31 protein-coding genes are annotated in these 19,032 nt (G+C 48.7%); 16 read left to right on the top strand and 15 right to left on the bottom strand.

Annotation, left to right across the window (positions count from 1 at the left end; genetic code table 11):
- The 8 genes from J7K40_13880 to J7K40_13845 all read right to left on the bottom strand — a co-directional run.
- Window positions 1-399 (bottom strand): hypothetical protein (locus tag J7K40_13880; GenBank protein ID MCD6163486.1); only part of this gene is annotated, 399 nt, incomplete at its 3' end.
- On the bottom strand, window positions 386-523 hold the full coding sequence (locus J7K40_13875; protein ID MCD6163485.1) for a hypothetical protein: 138 nt from the start codon (window positions 521-523) through the stop codon (window positions 386-388). The genes J7K40_13875 and J7K40_13880, both read right to left, overlap by 14 nt.
- Window positions 524-705: 182 nt before the next feature.
- Window positions 706-936: a hypothetical protein gene (locus J7K40_13870; GenBank protein ID MCD6163484.1), complete on the bottom strand. Its 231-nt coding sequence runs from the start codon at window positions 934-936 to the stop codon at window positions 706-708.
- Window positions 933-1,418 (bottom strand): hypothetical protein, encoded by a 486-nt coding sequence (locus J7K40_13865; protein MCD6163483.1) that lies wholly within the window; start codon window positions 1,416-1,418, stop codon window positions 933-935. Before J7K40_13865 ends, J7K40_13870 begins: the two co-directional genes overlap by 4 nt.
- Window positions 1,415-1,777: a hypothetical protein gene (locus tag J7K40_13860; GenBank protein MCD6163482.1), complete on the bottom strand. Its 363-nt coding sequence runs from the start codon at window positions 1,775-1,777 to the stop codon at window positions 1,415-1,417. Before J7K40_13860 ends, J7K40_13865 begins: the two co-directional genes overlap by 4 nt.
- Window positions 1,778-1,787: 10 nt before the next feature.
- Entirely contained in the window at window positions 1,788-1,994 is a 207-nt protein-coding gene (locus J7K40_13855; GenBank protein MCD6163481.1) for a hypothetical protein, read from the bottom strand.
- Between the two features lie 17 nt (window positions 1,995-2,011).
- Entirely contained in the window at window positions 2,012-2,929 is a 918-nt protein-coding gene (locus J7K40_13850) for a polyprenyl synthetase family protein (GenBank protein MCD6163480.1), read from the bottom strand.
- Entirely contained in the window at window positions 2,926-3,717 is a 792-nt protein-coding gene (locus J7K40_13845; protein ID MCD6163479.1) for a hypothetical protein, read from the bottom strand. Before J7K40_13845 ends, J7K40_13850 begins: the two co-directional genes overlap by 4 nt.
- Window positions 3,718-3,840: 123 nt before the next feature.
- Between J7K40_13845 and J7K40_13840 the strand changes: the two genes are divergently transcribed.
- The gene (locus tag J7K40_13840) at window positions 3,841-3,987 is read left to right on the top strand and encodes a hypothetical protein (GenBank protein ID MCD6163478.1); all 147 of its coding nucleotides are present in this window, start codon (window positions 3,841-3,843) and stop codon (window positions 3,985-3,987) included.
- On the opposite strand, the gene J7K40_13835 is transcribed toward J7K40_13840, so the two are convergent.
- Genes J7K40_13835 through J7K40_13805 form a run of 7 tightly spaced genes read right to left on the bottom strand, consistent with a single transcriptional unit; the run spans window position 3,980 to window position 8,682 of the window.
- Entirely contained in the window at window positions 3,980-4,729 is a 750-nt protein-coding gene (locus J7K40_13835; GenBank protein ID MCD6163477.1) for a UDP-2,3-diacylglucosamine diphosphatase, read from the bottom strand. The genes J7K40_13840 and J7K40_13835 overlap by 8 nt on opposite strands.
- Window positions 4,726-5,586 carry a prenyltransferase gene (locus J7K40_13830; GenBank protein ID MCD6163476.1) on the bottom strand — a complete coding sequence of 287 codons (861 nt, stop codon included), beginning with the start codon at window positions 5,584-5,586 and terminating at the stop codon, window positions 4,726-4,728. The genes J7K40_13835 and J7K40_13830 overlap by 4 nt, the downstream gene beginning before the upstream one ends.
- A gap of 57 nt (window positions 5,587-5,643) precedes the next feature.
- Complete coding sequence (locus J7K40_13825; GenBank protein ID MCD6163475.1) at window positions 5,644-5,805, bottom strand: hypothetical protein; 162 nt, start codon at window positions 5,803-5,805, stop codon at window positions 5,644-5,646.
- A 22-nt stretch (window positions 5,806-5,827) separates the two neighbouring features.
- The gene (locus tag J7K40_13820) at window positions 5,828-6,040 is read right to left on the bottom strand and encodes a hypothetical protein (GenBank protein ID MCD6163474.1); all 213 of its coding nucleotides are present in this window, start codon (window positions 6,038-6,040) and stop codon (window positions 5,828-5,830) included.
- A gap of 57 nt (window positions 6,041-6,097) precedes the next feature.
- Entirely contained in the window at window positions 6,098-6,526 is a 429-nt protein-coding gene (locus J7K40_13815; GenBank protein MCD6163473.1) for a hypothetical protein, read from the bottom strand.
- Window positions 6,526-7,242, bottom strand: coding sequence for an ATP-binding protein (locus tag J7K40_13810; protein ID MCD6163472.1), 717 nt, complete (start codon window positions 7,240-7,242; stop codon window positions 6,526-6,528). The genes J7K40_13815 and J7K40_13810 overlap by 1 nt, the downstream gene beginning before the upstream one ends.
- A gap of 3 nt (window positions 7,243-7,245) precedes the next feature.
- Window positions 7,246-8,682, bottom strand: a complete 1,437-nt coding sequence (locus J7K40_13805) for a hypothetical protein (GenBank protein MCD6163471.1) — start codon at window positions 8,680-8,682, stop codon at window positions 7,246-7,248.
- Window positions 8,683-8,963: 281 nt separating this feature from the next.
- Between J7K40_13805 and J7K40_13800 the strand changes: the two genes are divergently transcribed.
- The 15 genes from J7K40_13800 to J7K40_13730 all read left to right on the top strand — a co-directional run.
- Window positions 8,964-9,767: a hypothetical protein gene (locus J7K40_13800; GenBank protein MCD6163470.1), complete on the top strand. Its 804-nt coding sequence runs from the start codon at window positions 8,964-8,966 to the stop codon at window positions 9,765-9,767.
- 5 nt (window positions 9,768-9,772) lie between these two features.
- The gene (locus tag J7K40_13795) at window positions 9,773-9,982 is read left to right on the top strand and encodes a hypothetical protein (GenBank protein MCD6163469.1); all 210 of its coding nucleotides are present in this window, start codon (window positions 9,773-9,775) and stop codon (window positions 9,980-9,982) included.
- A 290-nt stretch (window positions 9,983-10,272) separates the two neighbouring features.
- The gene (locus tag J7K40_13790; protein MCD6163468.1) at window positions 10,273-10,803 is read left to right on the top strand and encodes a hypothetical protein; all 531 of its coding nucleotides are present in this window, start codon (window positions 10,273-10,275) and stop codon (window positions 10,801-10,803) included.
- A gap of 68 nt (window positions 10,804-10,871) precedes the next feature.
- Complete coding sequence (locus J7K40_13785) at window positions 10,872-11,225, top strand: hypothetical protein (protein ID MCD6163467.1); 354 nt, start codon at window positions 10,872-10,874, stop codon at window positions 11,223-11,225.
- Complete coding sequence (locus tag J7K40_13780) at window positions 11,206-11,850, top strand: hypothetical protein (GenBank protein ID MCD6163466.1); 645 nt, start codon at window positions 11,206-11,208, stop codon at window positions 11,848-11,850. The genes J7K40_13785 and J7K40_13780 overlap by 20 nt, the downstream gene beginning before the upstream one ends.
- Before the next feature lie 2 nt (window positions 11,851-11,852).
- Window positions 11,853-12,044, top strand: a complete 192-nt coding sequence (locus tag J7K40_13775) for a hypothetical protein (GenBank protein ID MCD6163465.1) — start codon at window positions 11,853-11,855, stop codon at window positions 12,042-12,044.
- A gap of 235 nt (window positions 12,045-12,279) precedes the next feature.
- Entirely contained in the window at window positions 12,280-12,714 is a 435-nt protein-coding gene (locus J7K40_13770) for a hypothetical protein (GenBank protein ID MCD6163464.1), read from the top strand.
- Window positions 12,715-12,883: 169 nt separating this feature from the next.
- Entirely contained in the window at window positions 12,884-13,585 is a 702-nt protein-coding gene (locus tag J7K40_13765) for a hypothetical protein (GenBank protein ID MCD6163463.1), read from the top strand.
- A gap of 53 nt (window positions 13,586-13,638) precedes the next feature.
- Window positions 13,639-13,923: a hypothetical protein gene (locus J7K40_13760; protein MCD6163462.1), complete on the top strand. Its 285-nt coding sequence runs from the start codon at window positions 13,639-13,641 to the stop codon at window positions 13,921-13,923.
- Between the two features lie 2 nt (window positions 13,924-13,925).
- A complete protein-coding gene (locus tag J7K40_13755; protein MCD6163461.1) occupies window positions 13,926-14,117 on the top strand; it encodes a hypothetical protein in 192 nt (63 codons plus the stop codon).
- On the top strand, window positions 14,104-14,949 hold the full coding sequence (locus J7K40_13750; protein MCD6163460.1) for a hypothetical protein: 846 nt from the start codon (window positions 14,104-14,106) through the stop codon (window positions 14,947-14,949). Before J7K40_13755 ends, J7K40_13750 begins: the two co-directional genes overlap by 14 nt.
- A gap of 11 nt (window positions 14,950-14,960) precedes the next feature.
- The gene (locus tag J7K40_13745) at window positions 14,961-15,707 is read left to right on the top strand and encodes a hypothetical protein (protein MCD6163459.1); all 747 of its coding nucleotides are present in this window, start codon (window positions 14,961-14,963) and stop codon (window positions 15,705-15,707) included.
- Window positions 15,708-15,720: 13 nt separating this feature from the next.
- Window positions 15,721-16,764 carry a hypothetical protein gene (locus tag J7K40_13740; GenBank protein MCD6163458.1) on the top strand — a complete coding sequence of 348 codons (1,044 nt, stop codon included), beginning with the start codon at window positions 15,721-15,723 and terminating at the stop codon, window positions 16,762-16,764.
- A 13-nt stretch (window positions 16,765-16,777) separates the two neighbouring features.
- Complete coding sequence (locus J7K40_13735) at window positions 16,778-17,695, top strand: hypothetical protein (GenBank protein ID MCD6163457.1); 918 nt, start codon at window positions 16,778-16,780, stop codon at window positions 17,693-17,695.
- A gap of 991 nt (window positions 17,696-18,686) precedes the next feature.
- The coding region (locus J7K40_13730; protein ID MCD6163456.1) for a hypothetical protein at window positions 18,687-19,032 on the top strand (346 nt) is incomplete at its 3' end.

Here is a 19,032-nt window from a genome sequence, read left to right as displayed (position 1 = left end):
ATCTCTTTTGGCACGCGGCTTCTTCGCAGGTTTCTTCTTCGCAGGTTTCTTCTTCACTGGTGGCTTTGCAGGAGTTTCGGCAGGGACGTGATCGGAAGCGTGCAACATCTTTGTATATGCTACCATGTACGTTCGTATAAACGGCTCGTAATAGTCGCCAAGCATACTCTTTATCGTGTCTATAGGATCGCCTTTGGGAGCAGGCTTACGGGTATCCCACGTAGCGATTGCGTGCATGGCGGCACGACAGTCCCTGCATGGGCTACCTTCAGTCGGCTTGACATCAGGGAACTTTTTACATATCTCCTTCCACGGTCCGTCGGACATGTCTTTTACACCAACCGCAAGAGCTTCCGCGATATCCTGCCGGATACCATACGAGTTTTTATTGGTCTTCATCGATTATCGCTCTCCTCATTGTGTTTACTATGCCCGATAGGTCGGCAGTTTTCAATTCTTCAATATCGTCGAGATCGAGATCGAGATTATCCAGTGGATTTGATCTTCGGTGCTTGGGTTTCATCTGTTTTCACCATTTGTGTTATTATAAGCTTCGCAAGTTTCTTCATATCAACCGCACCGGCTCCCATCGATCCCCACCAGACGTTGATGATGAAGCGGATCGTGTCGGAATCGGATTGGAAGTTGAGCGACTTTTTTACTTTCTCGATGACGTCGATCTCGTTCTCATTAAAGCGAACGCATTTAGTCGAGTTCCGTGATTTTGCCAAGGTATCCGCGCTCCATATTTCTGATGTTGTTCACAATCGGCATTATCGCCTTCCCGGGCGACTGTTGGTATTTCTCAAATCGGCTGAGCATTTTACGATAATACTTCAATCCGGCTAATATCTGTCGTTCTGTCAGTCCATGCTCGTGCAAGCCGGTGACGATCACTTTTTCATCCTCGCTCCGTTCGAGTTGAACAACAGTCAATCGCCACCCTCCAGGTTCAGTTCTGCTATATACGCAGCGTAGAGCTTATCTTTGAGTCCCTTTGATTCAAGCCAACGTTTCGCTGTGTCGTTGCCCTCTGTACCCATCTCGTGCTCGTCGAACATCTTGATGTAGTACAGGCATTCGAGCTGCTTCTTGGGGCTGTCGGGGGCGTACCCCGAAGCGACCCGTTCAGCTATCGCCTGGCACCGACTGCAATCGAAGGTGATCGCCTTCTTACCGAACCTCAGATAGGCTTCTCTTTCGTCGGAATCGTCCGGCGATCTGTAACCAGCCTTCATGTTCTTCGACTGGTCTACATCATCGGGTTTATTTTCCTCGTCGCCCTGTATCCCCTCAATCATGCCAAGAGCGAACTCTCTGAAAGGATCACTGAGCTCCACGTCGGCTCCCAGTGAACGGAGAATCCCCTCTGTCGGTTCTTTTAGGATTCCCAGAGGGTCGAATATTGGTAGTTTCATGCAAACATCCCCCGCGATGCACGGAGTTTGCTGTTCGTTTTTCTCAATGCACTGCGTGCTATATGCAGACGCATTATGGCTTCGAGTTCAGGTGGTTCATCTTTATATAAATCTCTGATTATATACGTTATCGCATTAGCCATCCCGCTGATAACGATTCTGCGATCAATGCGCTCCAGTTCGTCGCTGCGATGATATACAATTCCATTGTATATCTGTCTCAAAATAAATGCTGCTGCACTTAAGAACGACATGTTGGTTGGGTCGGCAGTCGGGGTCGATAACACTTCATCGTTTATAGCCATGATTCTGTTGTGGAGTTTGCGTATCTCGTTGTAATAAGAGGTTTCTTCTGACATGAGCTCGCCCCTATTTCTTCGTTCCATAATAAAACGTCGCGACCGCCGTTGTCAACGTGATCAGACCAACCGGCACATTATCGGGGTTGGTTAGCCATGCATACACCGTGCCGCAAACCAATATTAAGCCGATGATCGCTCGAACAGATCCGGGCGGCATGAATAGTGGGTTGTTCAGCAATGTGTTTGTGGCGGGGGTTTCGTTCTTTTCATCCATGTTAATGACCTCCGGTATCATCTTGGTATGCAATATATTAAGTATTTTTGCAGTACGTCGCGTCCATCGAACCCATCAAGTACTTCGACCGCCCGTTCCAGCTCAATGTCGAGCCGCCGATTCAACGTGGCGAGGAGCTCGTACAGTTGAAATAGTTGTTTTGTCTGCGACAACTTGGCGATGTCCAGTTTTCCATTGGCGACGTCGTTGCCCCATTCCTTCAGGATCTCGTCGATCTTCAGACCCCGGAGGAGTATAAATTCGGTCCCCGTGATAGCATCGGGGGTCTTCTTCAATGAGACAACATTGATAAAATCATCGATGTCGTCAGCAATCTGATATGCGCGACCGAGATGAAGACCAAACTTACTCATCCGCTCTACGTCGTCATCTGATGCATTCGCTGCCATTGCCCCGAACCGCGCCGACAGGGAAAACAGAGCCCCCGTCTTCTTGTCGTTCACGATCTCATAAATGCGCGTTGCCGGCAGGTCTTTTGTGATCTCTTTCAAGACGCCGTAGCACATATCTTGCTGTACCTTTGACACCGCGCGGACGTACTCCTGTCCATAAGGAGCCACCATTTGATACGGGAACGATATACCGCTGAGAACCTCGAGGAACGCTATCGAGAATCCCTTCAGCGTATGCAGTGACGGTTTGCCTCTGCGCATCTCGTCGTCATCGATGATGTCGTCTGCTGCGAGGGTCACACTATGCACGACCTCTACAGAGCACGCCAGGTCAATTGCCCGAGCCCGCATGGACGCTGGTGACTTGTACCCGGTAAGTGAATCATATACGAGATAGCACAGGATGCTGCGTAGCTTCTTACCGCCCGTGGTGAGTTCATATAGATTAGGAGGGACCAGGTGCTTCATCCTCGTATCTATGTTTCTTCTCGTTTTTGTTATATAACTATTTAAATCTTTCATAAAAACCTCGCGCCAACCGATTTAAGGGTGATAAGCACATCTTTTATCCCAGGGTACATTCCGAAGTACCGGGTGTTGTGATACAGGCAAATGTAGTCTCTAATACCTACCCGCTTACGATTGATTAGCTTTTTGATGATCTCGGTCTCCCTATCTAAAAAACCGAACATCTTGATCAGGTCCATCTCATACAACCGTTTCCAATAACCCGGTTCTCCAACTAAGACATTGGAACTGCTGTCCTGTATATGGTCAGCAAGGAGTCTCGCTGACATGATACCCGGCAGGATGCCAGCGCCGTTGTTGGGACTAACCGCGCCAACACTTTCCCCTATTCCGACCACGTTCTGGTGAACGATGGGTCTACTGTATATTGGTGACATCAATCGAATTTTAGATTCGTGCCAACCACAAACAGGTTCTTTGTCCATGACACCGGCATATCTCATTGCGTTCTGGGTTTCGATGGGCATGGTAAAGCCGAAGTCCCATTTCATAGCACCACCACCGATATGCACGAATGGATGTTTTAATGGGAAAACCCATGAGTATCCGACTGATTTAGAAGGAAATACTCCCATATCAAGGTTTTCTCGGTCAGCTCTGAACACTGCTTGCCAGCATGTGATCTTCATGTCGTCTTTCAGTGGAGGTAGGACAGCACGCTTCTCTCCAGTCGCGTCAACCACAAGATCGTATTTAGAGCAGTCGTCATCGAACCCCCCGCGCTGAATGTTTTCTTCCGGGCAGATGTCATCGAGAAACTTCGGCTTGTCGATTGTGCACAAGTCACACCGTACCAAGCTATCGTTTCGATATATCCGTGTGAACTCCCGGAGGACGCGCGTTTTCGTTTCGAGCATTGCGCACGCGCGCTTCCATTCGGGTGTCTTCACACCCCACGCACACGGATGGATCTTGCACATGCTCTTACATGGTCGTTCGAGATCGAATATCTCGACTTCGTGAATATCGAGCATCCCGTCGAGTTCAAGGAATCGATAGAGACTACGTCCTGCAACTCCGGCGCCTATAATCGCTATTCGCATTTTAACTAAATCTCCTGAGGTGTATTTCATCGCCGTCGATCACTACGTACGTGTTGAATACACAATCTGGATTTTGTACCCACGAACCTGTATTGACGCTATTTGTGTCTCTGTAGATGCCGGGCGCATGTGTGTGCCCGGACACTGTCACCACACCTTCCATCGTGACAGACACCAAAGTATCGGGGGCGAAGGTCGAGACATAACCCCGCTCCTCTGGAGGTTTCACCATTTCATCGATTGTCCGCTTACTTATCCACTGTCTAATCCATTCCAGCGGGTATTTCAGTGGATTAACGTACTTTGAATATACATCCCAAACCCTGTCTGCAAATCGACCGGATTGGTCGTTTGTGTAGCAAAGAGGATCGAAAAACACTGTGTTCTGATCAGGATCAAATTCATGACCATGCACGAACGTGTATTCCACCCCATCTTCTACGAGTTCTACTTTCGTCGAGAACTTGAACCGATTTGGGAATATCTTCAGGTGCCTGACCGTGTAGTCATGGTTTCCTGCAATGTAATAGATGTTCATACCACTTTTGTACATAGCGATAAGCCGTGCCATGACGTCGGCGTTTTCCATCGTCACAGCAACCATATCCCGTCGCCAGAAGTCGAGAATATCTCCGGCGAGCACAAAATCCGTTACGTATGGCTGTGTCGCGATCCAATCGAGGAAGCGAATGAAATCTGCTTTGTTGCTCTTTGAAAATCCCAGATGGACATCAGATACTGCGATTATCATCCTAACCACGCCCCGTTCAGTATCGACAGTGCCATAGCGATTCCAAAGACGAACGTTACCAACATTGCTCTCTGCCACAGCTTATGTGCATTGAACCCACAAAACGCGATCGATGCCACGAGAACGACAGCGCTTACAGCGGTGATGTGAGGAAGCTGCCACATGACGTCGATGCCCACGATCTCATACGTGACCATAAGCACAGCAGCACATGGGGGGTACATAATGGCAATCACCACAGCGCCCACCGGACCAACATAAACTGCTGTCGTCACCTTCCCTGCCGCTTTATCGACATCGTGATCGATGATGCTCTGGTACACGAACCACGAGCCGCTGAAGAGACCGAACGTAATGCCCATGATGATGCCGAGTTCGGTGACATGTGATACCAGTATGTACTGTATACCGGTGACTGCCACAACAGCAGATGGTAACAGCATCGTAAGTTCGGGGAACGGTCTGTACGCAAGTTTTAGTGGCGGGAGATTGTATTCGAGTGACATGAACAGCCCGAATAGTGCGAACCCGATTACGGGGTATCCGGTTCTGATAGATAACACGAAGAGCAAGAACCCGAAACAGAAAATGGATAACACAATGACAGAAAGAATCTCATCACGGGTTAAACCGTCGGTGAGATTAAGTATATGATATGAATGAGATTTCTCTAACCCCATATCTCTGGCGGCAATATCGATTTTCTCATCCACGATGTTGTTGAGACTGTTCGAGATCATGACCAGGAAGAATATCAGGGCTGCGCCCAGATACGCGTTTTCCCAAACGATGGGGTCGCCCGTGCTTACGGCACAGGCGATTCCCAGCATCACGATCGGCACCACAAATGCTATCATGATCCCAGCTCGACTCGATTTATACAGCCCCTGCATCAGTCCACGCATGTGGGTTACCTACTTCTCCAGAAGCGCGATGATCTTATCGAGCTTCGCATTAACCTGCTTGAACTCTTCGTCAGCTTCTTTCCTGAGTTCTCCGATCCGTTCTTCAATAATTGGACCTGCCTGGTTAAGGAGTTTCCCGACGAGTCCCTTTGGTATATCCTTTGGTGTCATATTATCCTCCGATTTAAATTTATTATGTTGTGTTGACCTCTAAATCTCCTAAACCGAGCGTTTTGATGTTCTCGTTCAGTTCTTTGATTCCCTCATCGATATTGACCATGTTGGCATTCATCTCCTTAAGGAGATCGAAAATCTCGAACATTCCACTAAAACGCTGCTGCACGTCTTCAACGACTGGCGTACCGGGAATCTCTATCTCAATCGATTCTTCCGTACCAGTGACCATTGAAAATAGCCATCGACCGAGATCGTCAGCAGGGGGTTCAATCTTGAATTTAGACATTCACTCGCCCCCGAGCATCGTTTTCTGCCACGACTCGAATAGCTGCAGGAGTGCTTCGACGTGCCATGATCCACATTCTTCGAGTGGTGGATCGACACGAATGCGTGGGTACTTTGAATAGATTGCGGTCATCATCAATGACCGCACATCGGCATTCATTAGTATATCTTCGATGAACAGATAATACCATTCCTTCGATACGACGACAAACTGTACTGTCGGGTCTCGGATGTTCTTGACCATTTCGGCTTTATTGCCCCTTATACAGAAGCCCGAATATCCGCGGGTCTTGTCTTCGATCCGTACAACCATCGTGTTTTCACGTCCATCCGGTACATCACGAAGGAACATATCAAGTGCCCCGAGGTCGTTCATGCTGTCCACAATGGACTGATTGATCTTGTCAATATCTTTGTCTGTAACTGTCATCAGTCATCACCATCCATGTAATCCACGCCGACAAACTCATCTATCGCTGCTGCAATATCGACAAAATCATCGCTCGACAGGTTTTTATAAGGCAGCTCGCCTATCACCGGCAGTTCGAGTTCGAGTTCGACATTCAGTGCATCATCAAATAGTCGGATACGCTCGCCACATTTCTTGCAGTCAATGTATGCCATGTTCCGGACGACGCCGATTATAGGGACGTTTTCAGGTAGGTCTTTTAGCATCGACAATACGCGCGTTGCATCATCGAGGCTCTCCATCTTCCCTGTAACCACAAGAACGAGTCCTGCGATGTCCGGCATCGATTCGATTACTGCGATGCTCTCGTCGCCCGTCCCTGGCGGCATATCGACAATCAGGTAATCTGTGTCGTCGTTCCATTCAAGTCGCGATGTGTAATCCTTCAGGAGCTTTGATCGCATATCCCCTTCGAGTGTCATAACAGCATCGAGCGGAAGCATGAAACCGGTGGAGAAAATCTGCATACCATCGAACTCCGCAGGAATATATCGCTCGTCTTCGACGCCCACCCTTACATCATCGTCCATCCCGAGCAACCTCGGTCCGTTCGGGCACATCAGGTCTGCATCATAAATCCCGACGTTGTGCCTCTTCGCCAGTGCTCGGGCGATGCCGATGGAGACAGTGGTCTTACCAACGCCGCCCTTGCCGGACGCCACTAATATAGTCTCCATGCGCTATCGCCCTCCGGTTTTGTTTTTGATCATATCAATCGTGTTTCCAATCCGATCTTTTGTGATCGGATCGACATCAACATCACCACCAGTCATGTATTTAAGGTATGTGCCTGGTGCGACATTATCACTTCGCTCCATCTCGATGATCTCGCGCATTGACTGCATCTTCTGTACCTCTGCAACTCCTGCCAACACGGGCTCGATCACGTTCGATACCGTGTTCTCGATGCTGGTACTCACATCCTGAAATATTTCCTTCTCTGTTTGCAACTTAAACTGTTCGTCGGTCATCCCCGTCTTTGCTGTCGGGTTGCCTTTTTCGAGACTGGCGATCTTCTGCAGTAACGGATCCATCGCGCTGGATATTTTCCTATCCGTCTCATGTTCTGCGAGCGCCTCGCGCATCTTCGCAATAGCCGCATTATTCTCTGCAAGCTGCTCTTTCAGTTCTGATACCATTTCGGATTCCGGCACGCCGCCTCCACGTTGCTCATATATAACCTTGCGTTCCAGATACTGCCCTGGGTTATTCGGATCGGGGACAGGGTGTCCATACTCGTCTAACACTGGTTCAATTACTACTTGTGGTTGCTCTGATCGCCCTCTGCCATACGCGCTGCCATCGATTGCGTCAATGCGCTGTACCAGGCTCTGTGCCCACCATGGCATGTCGTCTTCACGGCGGCGCGATTTTCTGACCGATGATAATCGATCTTCGTAATAATCATCGTCGTCATATTCGTCAACATCCAATCTTTGGGCAGCCACTCTGCTTCGTCTCCGTGGTGACGGTTGTACAGTGTGTATGTACGGATCGGGGTCACCCTGAATATACGAGCCATACTGCTTCGCCGGCAGGAAGGTCTCTCTAGCGATTCTTCCGACGAGGTTGTGCTTCACGCCGGCGTCTTCCAGCGCGCGCATCAATGCGGTTGGATCTCTGCGCACGTCGTCGTCTATGTCATACCAGTGCAGTGCAGCGTCGAGGGCTTTCTGCCCCACGCCAACTGCGTTCTTCATAGCCGATTCGAGAGCAGCTCGTTTTAGTGCGTCCAGCCCCTCCTCGCCATGAAACGTAACAAGTTCTTCTGGATGTTGCTGCCAATACTCGTTGTAGAGGTTATCATCATCGGTCTCATTCACAGGATCGTCCTGCTCAGAGGGAGTTTGTGATGGTGGTGCCTCCGGTGTCGATGGTATCGATGGTACCGTCACATACCCGTCTTCAAACTCCTCTCTTACCCCAGCAGCGATAGATAGATCGCCATATTCATCCGTAACGAGCACACCCCTGTCGATCAGTGCCTTCACCGGCGATGAAATCGATCTTAGCTGCACGCCCATCTTATTGGCGAGTTTTTTCTTGGATATTGATCCAACTTCCAATATGACTTCGTAAATGCTCGTCTGTATCTCTGTTAGTTCTACATCTGCCATATTTACCTCACTTTCAGTAAGTACGTTTTTTTTGATCGACGGTTGAACCAATCGAATTATACATCGGTAACCGTTTGATTACCGTTTGATTATTGTTCAGTCGGATAGAATATAAAGATTGTGGTGGTGGGGGGAGTCTGGGGTACACCTCAGAAGAAAAACGATACCTTTGTATATACGTAGACCAGAAAGATACACATAAACATGCGAAAAACACACAAGTTCTGGATCCATCCAACACGAAATCAGATTATGAAGCTACTACGTATGGAGAGTTTAGCATGAGCAGCTCGTCGAAGCATGAAACCCCAGCCCTTCAGGATGGGGAGGAAGCCACAATAGGCGAAGAGGCAAAACCCATCACCATAAAAAAGTGGGTCAAAGATAATGCAGATACCGTTCCTTCACCACAGAGGATCGTACATGACGTGAAAATCGAAGGCAACACCACCATCTTAAATTATCCGGGTACCGGCAAGGTATCATTATGTGCCGGCACGACTGTTATAGATGTAAAAAGCAGACAGGTCATTTTGCCCGATAGGACATCATACACAATGTATGGACACGGACACATCGAAAGTGCTTTGTGCATTTTATTATTCATCGATACTACGTCAAACTTGAAGTTGTTTTTGAAGGGCACGCCTGTGTTTGTATCATCAATATTCCCTGAATGGTTCCCACTGTCCGGTATCGAGTTCGATCTAATCGAAATAACCACTTCAAAAGAAACACTGTTTTATGTCGTTTTATCGAATAATGCGGATGCGATTAGCCTTGTCAGTCCAGCCGGATACACAGAAGGCAATCCTTATGTAAACACAACAACCGTCGCCATTGCAGGGACTCCCAACACCGAAGAAATCTACGCTGCATTGGAAAGAAATGGAAGAAATGGAACACTGACACATAATGGTCTCGTCGGTTACCTCTACGTGGAAGTTTCTCATAATGGAGTGGATTTTACAGACCCGATACCGGTTGAGGCAGGTGGCAAAATTGTTTTCGATGGTGATGATATTCACACTGTATATATAGATGCTTCAATAGATGGTATCGAATACACACTTACATTGAGCTGAAAATCATGCAGGTATATGGAAAAACGGTCGCCGTAACACAAAAAATCATCACCCCAGAAGACGAGTGTCATCTGGGCTACAACGTAGCTGGTGATTTAGTACGGATCAGGAGAAAATCAGCTGGTGAATGGTATGAACGATTGATTGACGACCCTGATGTTGCTGATAAAGTGGTAGCGAAGTGGGTCGAATACAATGCATGGGAAAAGATGTAACCATGGCAGCAGATTACCTTGTGGCAATGCGAAAGGTTATTAATGGGATCACGCACATGATAGAATACGGCGCACGGACGCCAACGTGAGGTAAAAATGGGTGTAAGATTAAAGATTGGACAGATCATATCGGCAAAACTAACCCGCTTCACCGAAGACTTTGAATCCGGGTGGTTCACCAGTAGAGATTACACGTCGGTATACACGGAAGACTTTGAAAACGGGTGGTTTACCAGTAGAAATTACGCGTCGATATACACGGAAGACTTTGAAAACGGAGGATGGTGAACATGGCAAAAGCAGATTGGGATATAACAGGCGCTGGTGGGATAGCAGTCGTCGATGAAGGCGGATCGATGAGGTGCCAGCTATCAGGCACAAAACACATGCTCTGGAATGGACGCGATGACCTCGAGGATTCTGAAACCATAGCTGATATTAGAATGAGTACCAATAACACGAATGCTCGTGGCGGAATGTTGCTGAGGTCGAATGCAACCATCGGCACTTTTTATCGTTGCAGAATATATGGCGCTAATCCTAACAGAACTTACTACATTGATAGAGTCGTAAACGGTGTTAGCACCCAACTCGCAGCGATCGCTAGTTCACAGCCCTACTATGTCTACACACGGACTCGTTTTCGTGTAGATGGTTTCCAGCTTTCAATTGAAGAATATTTGTCTGGTGCATGGAATCTGGTGACAATGGTCGAAGATACAAACCATGCAATCCTCTCGGGATACGCCGGATTAACAGGCATTTCAGTGAATTCGAGCTACAATGTTAGATTCGACAACATTGAAATAGGTGAAGTATGAAAGTAGTGCACTGTCCCTTCCATGATACAGACATAGTTCTGTATGAACCGGACGAACATAAGTTGTTCATGGATGACAACCGACGAGAGATTGCGATCTTCGCTGATAAAAAGGGCAACCGGACGTTGGTCAGGTATGTGCATGGTGGATGTGATGACACATGCCCTACTGTACAAGCCATGCTGAAAAATCCTGATGATGTGCCCACCATAGAGGAGTGTTACAAAAAGGATTCTGAATTGCTTTCGGAAATTAAAGCGGTGTTGAAGGAGGAGATAACAGATAAAGATATGAAAAAGACGATAGAAAAGCTACGGAGCATCGTCGCAGATCCGAAAACTATGGATATTAAAGAAGAAGAACAGGTGAAAGAAGAAGAAAATGAAAAAGAGGTGATTGAAAATGATAACAAGAGTTTTTAAAGGACAAAATTATATAAATGTTTCCGTAGGCGTCACGAACACGGAAGGCGGCGCGACTGATCCCACCAGCGCTGAAGCGTGGTTCTACAAGGTATCACAGGTTGATGGCTCGTTAAGCTTGGATACGGCTATCAATGGAAGTGGCAAAGTAACTTTACAAAAACAGGGCGGAGAAATCGGCTTCTGGGGTGCACCAGTTGATACCAGTGCTCTGAATGAGGCAGAATACGTAATCTTATTCAAGGTGTTGGTTGGTTTCACAACCGCAATCACCGTAGATGGGTTGAGCATTTATAGTCGTATCGTGGATTACGGTGCGATAGCCGATGCCGTGTGGGATGAAGTTTTATCAGGTCATTCAATTGTAGGGACCACCGGTGAAGCGATGCTGGTCATCAGAGGGTTGGTGCAGCAGAATTTCTTGCTCGATAGCACTGCATACAACGCAAAAGGACTACTTGTGGCGGGTAGAATGCGAATATTCGGTAACAAAGCTGATGTGCTCGCGGCAACAGACGGTGGGGTTGGAGAGGGCGAGATCGCCATATTTAACGTGCAAGTCACGAATGAAGCAGCCCCAGATGAAGACAAAGTGAAGATGTATAAAGTAACGAGGGAACCGTGAACATGTCGATTTCACTGGCAACACGCGGAATAATCACAGAGGCGGAGGTGGCTGGTGGTGCGGGGTGGACACCAGAAGAAAAAGAGCAGATCCGCGATGCCCTCGGTATAGACGGCACAAAGACCAAATCGGTCGGTGGCGTGATACAGAAGATAAAGAAGCTTCTGGAGGCGATCTTGGCGGTGGGGTGTTGATTGGGAGAGAATTTAAGTAGCTGGTTATCTGACAGTATCGGGGGTACAGGGGACAACGCAAGCCTCGATCTTCAGAACATGGAAAAAAACGACTTTTTGTCATGTACAGTTGTAACCATGTAAAAATATACACGACCACACATTTAAATACCCGCGCATCCAACATTTTCACTGTCACATGAATCCATCAGAATGCGTCAAAGCGTATGGGCATTTCCGTGCGGAGATGTTTAGGATGATCGATTCGGGTGATTATCGGGAGATCATAAAAGTCGCTGAATGGTCTGAGGGCTGGGTTCCGATGGGCATTAGATTGTGTGGAGAGAATTTTGTTGAAGATAATATATTAAAACCTCTCAGAACCAGCCGCGCCAGACCAATACGAGATTTGATGTCATCCGAGTTCAGAAAAAAATACCTCCAGAAATACAAAGGGCGCGAGATATATTTACCAACTGTAAAGATTACGTTCGGCGGGATGACGACAGAAAAATGGCTTGAGCCCGAAGAAGCTATAGAGCGATTTGAAAACGATCAACCCGTCTACCTAAAATCGATAATACCTGGGGCTCACTCACTTCCCGGTGTTCGATATATACCGGGTGAATGGGGATTATTCGATCACATAGGCGTACTACTCCCTCTCTGCGGACTGATGGCACAACCCTGACAGTATCGGGGGCACAGGGAACAACGCAAGCATCGATCTTCAGAACATGGAAAAACGACTTTTTGTCATGTACAGTTGTAACCATGTAAAAATATACACGACCACACATTTAAATACCCGCGCATCCAACATTTCTACAACCTCATAACATAATCAAGAGGACAATAGCATGACAATAGCGAAAAGCATAGACGAGCTGCAACTGCTCGAAAACTATCTGTTAGCACTGAATTTTCCAGGTAAGGGGATCATCCCGTTCCGCGTTTTGGCTAAAGAGCAGATCGTGTGGGACCCATATATCGTGAAATATTCAAGTTCTGCAACACCATTCCCGGCTGACACATGGAAAGATTCGACAAAGATCGGGCATCCGACCGATACGTCGGTTGACAATATTCTCGAAGTCGATGAGAAAGACCACATATACCAGCTCTTCTACGGTATCCGGCAGAGTGATGTGCGGGCGTATCTGTCATATCCGGAGGGCAAGACCCGTCGGAATATAGATGTGAAGAGTCGATCCAGCAAAGCGGATTTCGGCTATGTGGACGGGACAATGTCGCCGTATGACGACCCGAAGCCATGTAGTGAGGTCTGGATACCAAAGGACTTGAATATCGGGTTCGCGTGGTACAACAGAGCATCAGTGGCACAGACGATTGCCGTCAAGTGGATATACAATCTATATGGTGTCGAAGTCGTCAGAGACATCGAACTTGTTGACAGAATACTGAACCGGAGAATCGAGTGCCGAATAGCAACACTCGGTGGAATCGATCCCATCATATACGATACCAAAACAATCTGGGATGCCACGCCAATCGCGTTGTCTGCATCACGGGATGAGATCATCGAAGCGCTGGAGCTATAAACCACATCCATAGACCATAAGGCGATCAAATGTTTGAATGGGTACCAATCGAGATGCGCGGGATCAGCATCATCAGTGCCATAATATTTTCATTTGGATCGATAGTTATATGGTGCTTTCATCATCGGGTATCGAAACTAGAGGAAATCGTTATGGACAGATGTAATGAGATTGACCGGCTCGGCGAGATGACCGAAAACCTCGAAGAGCTGGTGGAGTCTATCAAAGCGGACAACCAACGGATGATCGAATGGATACGAGACGACAACAAAACGACCTATGGTCGGATCGAAAAGTCATTGGCTGAAATACGGACCAAGATGTACAGGACGGGATAAAAATGTCAGAAAATTCAGACGGCAGAACCGATCTTGATTATGTACTGTTAGCTGGTATTTTGGCTGGCAGCATGACCGCAATCGCTACGATGGCAACACTGATTGCGAAACCAGTTCTTATCGATTTTGGTCGCAAGTTACCGCTGCCCGATGTTGAAGAATTCATATTCGGGAAGCCTGATGGAGGTAAATGATATGCCATACGGAACCCCACGAACAGAAGAAGAGCGCCGCGCGCGACACGCGATGATCTATGGCACGGAGACCACAATGCCTGCAGTACGGATGGGACGAGGCGTTGGTGCCGGCGAGCGACTCCCACCGGAATATTCACCAGATGATGAAACGCTATTCCCTCCTCTTGCAGCAGTGATCCTTCTTGTAAAAATCGTCTGCGTACTGGCGGCATTGTATGCAGGATTATCAGCATTGCAAAAATATATGGAGAAGAGAGCGCGCGCAGGGTTGGAGCCATTCCAATTGCTTGTCTTTGAACCAACCCCCGAACTGATCGATCACCCCGACGCAGAATATGTTCTCCAGGTAAAGGGATCGGTAAAGGGTCGCCGCGTACAGATAAAGTTTGGTAAGGGCAAATACGCTGGGTATCTCGATCCGGTGTTCCGAGAACATTACGGTGATTTTTCTGTTAGCGTCACCGGACGAGAACTGGCGCAATTCGCAGATCACCATAGAACGATTATCGGGCGAGTACCGGGGACGAAGGAGAGTGGTGATGTCACGATCTACATGTACGCACAAGAAGTTCGTCCGAACATGATTGACCTGCGTACACCGATTGAAGCGGTTCATATACACATCCCCAGCATGACTGAGAAAATCACTGAACAGATACCTGGATTGACAACACCGTTGCCGGTGACGCCGAGAGATGCTGCCATCGGATATGCCGCAGGGACACGATATGAGATAAAAATTGGGTTCCCTATATTGAGCCTGCTTCCGGGAGTGCCCTACGCCCCCGGCATGTGGGTACCATGGGGATGGATAATAACAGAAGTATAAGAGGAATGTATATGGAACTCGATAATGAATCACTTGATTTTGGCGACACTGATTACGACGAGCTCGACGAGGGGCTCGACGAGGAACTCGGGGAGCCACTGGGTCTCACAATATCACCCGAAACCGGGTACAGAACCGACAAGTTCAAAGTAACGATATACGGAATGGATAAGAAAGGGTGGATCGCGTCTTCAAAGCCTGGATATGGACGCATAAACGATCCGAAAATCCGTATGGTGGATGGTAACGAGACGTTCGAGGTGACAGGTGAAGAGCTCCTGAAAGATAGGGAGTTCAAAGAGCATGAGGACGCACTTATATGGGTATACGCCTGCGACGACAGGCTAATAACAAACAAGTATTCGGACAGTGTTCAGGTGATGATACGAGCCACACCACAGGAGGTACCGACCACACCATCACCCGGCGAGCCGACTATACCGCCAAGCACAACATGCATCGATGGAGACACTGATAGGGTGTACGACGCTACATACAAACGCCACTACATCAGAAAATGTGTCGATGGTAAATGGGTATTCAGCCACTGGGAAGCGGCAGGTGAATCACCAATCGCTCCGCCTCCACCAGGGACAGAACCCAAATACCTATCAATCGATGAGGCGAGAGAACGAACCGCAGCAGGGCTACAGTGCTACATCAAATGCGTGCTGCCGCTACTGGATCTGCTTCCGGGGTTGCCGTGGTCATCATCGATCCCGATATTACCAGGATTCGTCATAACGAAACGCCCATAGGAGGAACAAAACAATGACAGAAAATGGCATGATCACAAACGTGTCGTACCCTGCGAAAGCCAGGAAAGGAGCCGAAATCGAAGTCATCACGACCGTGAAGAACACCGGTACAGAGACTGCTGAGTTCCGGGTATACCTCAAGAACCCAGAAGGAATAACCATCGACATGGAACCGGAGACATACCGTTCTATTGCACCGGGACAATCAACAACCATCAAGACGTCTACCCACTGGGACCCACGCTGGGCTATGCCTGGGCATGATTGGAATCTGAGAGTTGAGTTGTGGGAAATCGACACGGTCGGTGGCAACGACCGACTGGATGCTCGCGTATGTTCGATAAAACTCGACACGTCGATGGCAGAGAATGGCAAGATCACGAACGTGTCGTACCCTGCGTCGGCATACAAGGGCGCGGAGATCACCGTCGATACCCATGTGATGAACACTGGTTCGGAAACGGCTGAGTTTCGGGTATACCTCAAGAACCCAGAAGGAAAGGTCATCGATAAAGAGCCAGATACGTACCGGTCAGTAAAGCCGGGTTATTCAACAACCATCAGGACGTCTACTCATTGGGACCCGCGATGGGCGATGCCTGGTTATGATTGGAATCTGAGAGTCGAGTTGTGGGAAATCGACACTATCGGTGGCAACGACCGACTGGATGCTCGCGTGTTCACCATAAAACACAAAGCTGCACCGGGCGAAGTACCGACTGCACCACCATCGGGAGAAGAAGAGTACATACCACCACCGGGAGAAGAAGAGTACATACCACCACCGGGAGAAGAAGAGTACATACCGCCACCGCCCGGAGGAGAGTACATACCGCCACCGCCCGGAGGAGAGTACACACCTCCTCCAGGAGGAGAGCCATTCATACCCGGAGAAGGTGTTGAGGAGATAACGACACAAGCCGCAGAAGAGCGTTATGAATCAGGACTGCCGTGCTACATCAAATGCGTGCTGCCGATACTGAACATGCTGCCAGGGATACCTTACACCCCCGGCGCATGGGTACCGCCGTTCTGCGTGATAGCAACAAAACCATAGGAGATTGAATAATATGGCATCAATAAAAAGTGCAAAAAAGCGCAAACGAGAAAACGGAAAGATATACGTATCAGGATACGTTGATGGGCTGGAGACCGGATACAACTATTGTATCATGTATAGCTACAACGACGGACCGATGAAGAACATGGGTCACGGCGGGATGTCGTACACCTTCATAAGCTTAGCGTCTTTGCCCAAAGGCAGCTCTAAGAGGTATAGTTTTTCCGAATCGGGTTCGTGGGTAACGGACGAAGGCGACGGGACATACAAAATTATCTGCAACATGGTCGGCGGGCGATGCGAGGATGTACATGTCCAGGAAAGTAGCAGATCGTTCTCGGTAGCGGCACCATATACACCACCAACGCCACCACCGCCAACATGCGACGAAGGCGCAATTGTATGCGAGTATAACGAAGCCGAAGGACGATACATGCTCAAAAAATGCGTCAACGGCAAGCTGGTGTACGAGAAGTGGTGCGGTGCAAGTGATACATGCGAGGGCGGCGTTTGCGTACCACCGGCAGGGGTCACGCCACCAACACCACCAACGCCAACATGCGACGAAGGCGCAATTGTATGCGAGTATAACGAAGCCGAAGGACGATACATGCTCAAAAAATGCGTCAACGGCAAGCTGGTGTACGAGAAGTGGTGCGGTGCAAGTGATACATGCGAGGGCGGCGTTTGCGTACCACCGGCAGGGGTCACGCCACCAACACCACCAACGCCACATGGTGCGGTGCCAATCGTGACGCCAACCACCGAAAAGAAATACCTATCGAGAGACGAAGCCACCGTCCGTATAAACGCTGGACTACCGTGCTACATCAAATGCGTGCTACCGGTACTGGACACACTGCCAGGGATACCTTACACACCCGGCGCATGGGTACCACCGCTCTGCGCGATAACCACAACCGCATAGACCATATAACGACAACAATGTAATGTCAAAACCGAAACGCACATGCTTTGGAAAGGGAATATGCCTGCACATCGGTCCCTGCTGCGATTTCTGGGCGGACGACGGCATGTGCGTGTGTAATCCGGTAGACGCCGCAGAGTATCCGTATTCGCAACGCCTGTATGTCGCTGGGAACATCCACGGGTTTTCGAGTCCGAACATCAGAACGATTTTTCCTGATGGCGGTGATCATGTTCACACTTTCGATAGAGGCGACTATGTATCTGTGTGGTGGAGCTGGAGCGGCGGGTACAAAAAAATAACGTTCCAGCTGCGTGATGGTGACACTGTCAGAGCGAGCATCAGTACGCGAATTATGGGACCCAACGACTGCAGTGTAGAGGGTGAGCGAAGAAAACCAATTGACTGTCCGTCAGGGAAAAAAATATTCAGAGAGGTCTGTCGCGACGGAAAATGGGTACCAAGCAACGAGACATGCCCAAACAAGGTGGAATACAAAGGTGTTACACTTGAATGGGTGTATCTCCCAGCCGCTGGCAGAAGTGAATGGGGCTATTGGGATGACGAGTTTTGTTTCGCAAGTTTCGGACCAGATTTAGAAACAGCAAAGAGTTATATCGATCGGATACGTGTGTGTGCAGAGGGAGAAAAACGATATGATGAAACGTGCTGGAACAATTCGGTGATTCAAAAAGAGGTGTGCTGCAATAACAGATGGGTCGCCACGGGAGAAAAATGTCCTCCCATACCAATGAATGGAGCGCTACGAAAACCAACCACCTGCTGGGACGGTTCTGTGATATACGCAGAGAGGTTCGATGCAAATATAAAGTGGTGGGTCGCCACTGGAGAAAAATGTCCTCCCGTACCAATGAATGGAGCGCTACGAAAACCAACCACCTGCTGGGACGGTTCTGTGATATACGCAGAGAGGTTCGATGCAAATATAAAGTGGTGGGTCGCCACTGGAGAAAAATGTCCTCCCGTACCAATGAATGGAGCGCTACGAAAACCAACCACCTGCTGGGACGGTTCTGTGATATACGCAGAGAGGTTCAATGCAGCGCAAAAGCGGTGGATCCCAACTGGCGATATATGTCCGACAAAACCCGAATGCATTCCCGGAGATAAGAAGGCGGGATACGTCTGTAAGAACGGTAAGTGGCAGGCAGTACCGGAGCCAGCGGTCGAACCAACTGTACCGGAACCAGTGGTCGAGCCGACCGCGCCGAAACCAGCGGTCGAACCAACTGTACAGGAACCCGAAAACGAGGGAACGTGCTACATCAACTTCGATATTCCGTTACTGGATATGCTGCCAGGGCTGCCGTGCAAGT

The organism is Candidatus Zixiibacteriota bacterium (genome assembly GCA_021159005.1).
Classification (GTDB): domain Bacteria; phylum Zixibacteria; class MSB-5A5; order UBA10806; family 4484-95; genus JAGGSN01.
The sequence above is the reverse complement of the archived record's forward strand: the minus strand, read 5'-3'. Positions and strand labels throughout refer to the sequence as shown.

Excerpts from the sequence above, each read along its gene's own strand:
- J7K40_13875 (MCD6163485.1), bottom strand. The coding sequence starts at position 523 with ATGAAACCCAAGCACCGAAGATCAAATCCACTGGATAATCTCGATCTC.
- J7K40_13865 (MCD6163483.1), bottom strand. The coding sequence starts at position 1,418 with ATGAAACTACCAATATTCGACCCTCTGGGAATCCTAAAAGAACCGACA.
- J7K40_13860 (MCD6163482.1), bottom strand. The coding sequence starts at position 1,777 with ATGTCAGAAGAAACCTCTTATTACAACGAGATACGCAAACTCCACAAC.
- J7K40_13855 (MCD6163481.1), bottom strand. The coding sequence starts at position 1,994 with ATGGATGAAAAGAACGAAACCCCCGCCACAAACACATTGCTGAACAAC.
- J7K40_13850 (MCD6163480.1), bottom strand. The coding sequence starts at position 2,929 with ATGAAAGATTTAAATAGTTATATAACAAAAACGAGAAGAAACATAGAT.
- J7K40_13840 (MCD6163478.1), top strand. The coding sequence starts at position 3,841 with ATGGATCTTGCACATGCTCTTACATGGTCGTTCGAGATCGAATATCTC.
- J7K40_13835 (MCD6163477.1), bottom strand. The coding sequence starts at position 4,729 with ATGATAATCGCAGTATCTGATGTCCATCTGGGATTTTCAAAGAGCAAC.
- J7K40_13830 (MCD6163476.1), bottom strand. The coding sequence starts at position 5,586 with ATGATAGCATTTGTGGTGCCGATCGTGATGCTGGGAATCGCCTGTGCC.
- J7K40_13825 (MCD6163475.1), bottom strand. The coding sequence starts at position 5,805 with ATGACACCAAAGGATATACCAAAGGGACTCGTCGGGAAACTCCTTAAC.
- J7K40_13820 (MCD6163474.1), bottom strand. The coding sequence starts at position 6,040 with ATGGTCACTGGTACGGAAGAATCGATTGAGATAGAGATTCCCGGTACG.
- J7K40_13815 (MCD6163473.1), bottom strand. The coding sequence starts at position 6,526 with ATGACAGTTACAGACAAAGATATTGACAAGATCAATCAGTCCATTGTG.
- J7K40_13810 (MCD6163472.1), bottom strand. The coding sequence starts at position 7,242 with ATGGAGACTATATTAGTGGCGTCCGGCAAGGGCGGCGTTGGTAAGACC.
- J7K40_13805 (MCD6163471.1), bottom strand. The coding sequence starts at position 8,682 with ATGGCAGATGTAGAACTAACAGAGATACAGACGAGCATTTACGAAGTC.
- J7K40_13800 (MCD6163470.1), top strand. The coding sequence starts at position 8,964 with ATGAGCAGCTCGTCGAAGCATGAAACCCCAGCCCTTCAGGATGGGGAG.
- J7K40_13795 (MCD6163469.1), top strand. The coding sequence starts at position 9,773 with ATGCAGGTATATGGAAAAACGGTCGCCGTAACACAAAAAATCATCACC.
- J7K40_13790 (MCD6163468.1), top strand. The coding sequence starts at position 10,273 with ATGGCAAAAGCAGATTGGGATATAACAGGCGCTGGTGGGATAGCAGTC.
- J7K40_13785 (MCD6163467.1), top strand. The coding sequence starts at position 10,872 with ATGGATGACAACCGACGAGAGATTGCGATCTTCGCTGATAAAAAGGGC.
- J7K40_13780 (MCD6163466.1), top strand. The coding sequence starts at position 11,206 with ATGATAACAAGAGTTTTTAAAGGACAAAATTATATAAATGTTTCCGTA.
- J7K40_13775 (MCD6163465.1), top strand. The coding sequence starts at position 11,853 with ATGTCGATTTCACTGGCAACACGCGGAATAATCACAGAGGCGGAGGTG.
- J7K40_13770 (MCD6163464.1), top strand. The coding sequence starts at position 12,280 with ATGATCGATTCGGGTGATTATCGGGAGATCATAAAAGTCGCTGAATGG.
- J7K40_13765 (MCD6163463.1), top strand. The coding sequence starts at position 12,884 with ATGACAATAGCGAAAAGCATAGACGAGCTGCAACTGCTCGAAAACTAT.
- J7K40_13760 (MCD6163462.1), top strand. The coding sequence starts at position 13,639 with ATGCGCGGGATCAGCATCATCAGTGCCATAATATTTTCATTTGGATCG.
- J7K40_13755 (MCD6163461.1), top strand. The coding sequence starts at position 13,926 with ATGTCAGAAAATTCAGACGGCAGAACCGATCTTGATTATGTACTGTTA.
- J7K40_13750 (MCD6163460.1), top strand. The coding sequence starts at position 14,104 with ATGGAGGTAAATGATATGCCATACGGAACCCCACGAACAGAAGAAGAG.
- J7K40_13745 (MCD6163459.1), top strand. The coding sequence starts at position 14,961 with ATGGAACTCGATAATGAATCACTTGATTTTGGCGACACTGATTACGAC.
- J7K40_13740 (MCD6163458.1), top strand. The coding sequence starts at position 15,721 with ATGACAGAAAATGGCATGATCACAAACGTGTCGTACCCTGCGAAAGCC.
- J7K40_13735 (MCD6163457.1), top strand. The coding sequence starts at position 16,778 with ATGGCATCAATAAAAAGTGCAAAAAAGCGCAAACGAGAAAACGGAAAG.